The following is a 1,674-nucleotide window of genomic DNA, read 5'->3' as shown; positions in this document are numbered from 1 at the left end:
ACTAGCGGAGTTGATGGAGGCCGCGAAGCGCGTACCGATGATGCCGGGCAGGGCGACGGGGCGTGTGGTGCGGTTTGAGCAGCGGGCGTTGTGGAATGAGGTGAAAGGTTTGTGAGATGAGTCTGTTACAATAGACCCCGGTATGGAACAAGCCTTGGGGCACCTCCACCCGCTGAGCGGGAGGAGGTGGGGCCGATGAGTGTGTACGATGCGCTATCGCTCGTATTCCAGTTTGCATCCTTCGTGGTTGCGTTTCTGGCGCTTGTCGTGACCCTGGTACTGGCGTTTAGACGCAAGTAACCGCCCCATCGCGCTCGACTGCCTTGGGGCGGTTACCGCCTGTCCAGATAGATACTGGCGGGTGGGATGCTCAAGGCATCCATGCCAGGGGAATTCGGAGCTAGCCCCTCCGAGTTCCCTATTTCAGTTTAAGCATACCACAACGGAATGATTCTGCAATGCCAGACGATGGACATCGCGCAAGGGCAGCACAGCGCGGTATACTGGAGGCAAATGAGCACGATGGAGATCGCACGAACCGGAAACGATATTGTGTCGAAACACCTGACCAACGCGTTGGCGGGCGAGGTGCTGTCGGTCATCGGTATCCATAACGCGCGTGTGGTGCGCGCATTGCCGACCGAGTTGCCAAAGGTCGAGGTGCGACAGGAGTTCACGGACATCATGCTGGAACTTGCAGATGGCCGTCTGTTGCATCTCGAGTTCCAGACCACACGCGAGCCGAATCTGTACCGCTTTGGCGCGTATGATTGGGCAATTGCCGAACGGTACAAGCGACCGATCCGAACGGTGGTGCTGTACACGCGCGACGTGACCGAGGCACCGCGGACGTTGGACGCAGGCAGCATGCAATACACCGTCGAGAATGTGTACCTGGGCCGCTTAGACGGGGACGCGGCGCTGGAGACCGTGAAGCGCCACCTGTCCGCGCATGAGTGGACGGAGGAAGACCGGGTACGCTTGGCATTCGCGTTCCATATGCGGTTTGAACGCCGGACGCGGGATGAAGCGTTTGGGGAGATCGTCGAGGTTGTGCAGCGCTTGCCGGATGTGCATGAGCAGAACTATCTGGCGGCGCTGATTCTCGGCTTCAGCGGACGTGTGATGGCGGATGAACAGAAGGAACAACTAAGGAGGGTATTGGAGATGACGGATCTGTTGCGTGAGCTGGAGCGGGAGTTTGAGGAGAAGGGGATTCACAAAGGCGAGCTCTTGAAAGCGCGCGAAATTGCCCATAACTTGCTCGCGGAGGGCGTTCCGACAGAGGTTATCGAAAAGGCAACGGGGCTTTCGCGTGAAGAGCTGGAAGAGCTTAAGAAGCATCTGCATTGAAGGTGTTGGAGATGACTGATCTGCTGCGTGAGTTGGAACGGGAGTTTGAGGAGAAGGGGATTCACAAAGGCGAGCTCTTGAAAGCGCGCGAAATTGCATATCGCCTTCTTCATAAAGGTTCCTCTGTACAAGAAGTTGTGGACATTACAGGATTCTCGGTTGAAGACGTGGAAGAAATCCGTCAAAACCTGCACTGAGCATTGCGTCCAAAGGGGACTCGGTGTTCATGGCCGGGTCTCTTTTTGTGTCCGCTCAATCTGGCCTAAAGTTGGCGCAAAGTTGCACGTTCACCGTGCTACGTTGGTGACAGTGGAACGGTCG

At 56.9% G+C, this 1,674-nt stretch carries 3 protein-coding genes; all 3 read left to right on the top strand.

Annotated elements, in window-relative coordinates; genetic code table 11:
• Window positions 1-195 precede the first annotated feature (195 nt).
• The 3 genes from BW934_RS14930 (at window position 196) to BW934_RS14630 (ending at window position 1,550) form a co-directional block, all read left to right on the top strand.
• Entirely contained in the window at window positions 196-300 is a 105-nt protein-coding gene (locus BW934_RS14930) for a putative holin-like toxin (protein ID WP_143027544.1), read from the top strand.
• Window positions 301-522: 222 nt separating this feature from the next.
• Entirely contained in the window at window positions 523-1,353 is an 831-nt protein-coding gene (locus BW934_RS14635) for an RpnC/YadD family protein (RefSeq protein WP_076349325.1), read from the top strand.
• A gap of 11 nt (window positions 1,354-1,364) precedes the next feature.
• On the top strand, window positions 1,365-1,550 hold the full coding sequence (locus tag BW934_RS14630; RefSeq protein ID WP_076349323.1) for a hypothetical protein: 186 nt from the start codon (window positions 1,365-1,367) through the stop codon (window positions 1,548-1,550).
• Window positions 1,551-1,674: the final 124 nt, after the last annotated feature.

The organism is Alicyclobacillus vulcanalis (assembly GCF_900156755.1).
In the GTDB taxonomy this organism is placed as follows: domain Bacteria; phylum Bacillota; class Bacilli; order Alicyclobacillales; family Alicyclobacillaceae; genus Alicyclobacillus; species Alicyclobacillus vulcanalis.
The sequence above is the reverse complement of the archived record's forward strand: the minus strand, read 5'-3'. Positions and strand labels throughout refer to the sequence as shown.

Excerpts from the sequence above, each read along its gene's own strand:
- BW934_RS14930 (WP_143027544.1), top strand. The coding sequence starts at position 196 with ATGAGTGTGTACGATGCGCTATCGCTCGTATTCCAGTTTGCATCCTTC.
- BW934_RS14635 (WP_076349325.1), top strand. The coding sequence starts at position 523 with ATGGAGATCGCACGAACCGGAAACGATATTGTGTCGAAACACCTGACC.
- BW934_RS14630 (WP_076349323.1), top strand. The coding sequence starts at position 1,365 with ATGACTGATCTGCTGCGTGAGTTGGAACGGGAGTTTGAGGAGAAGGGG.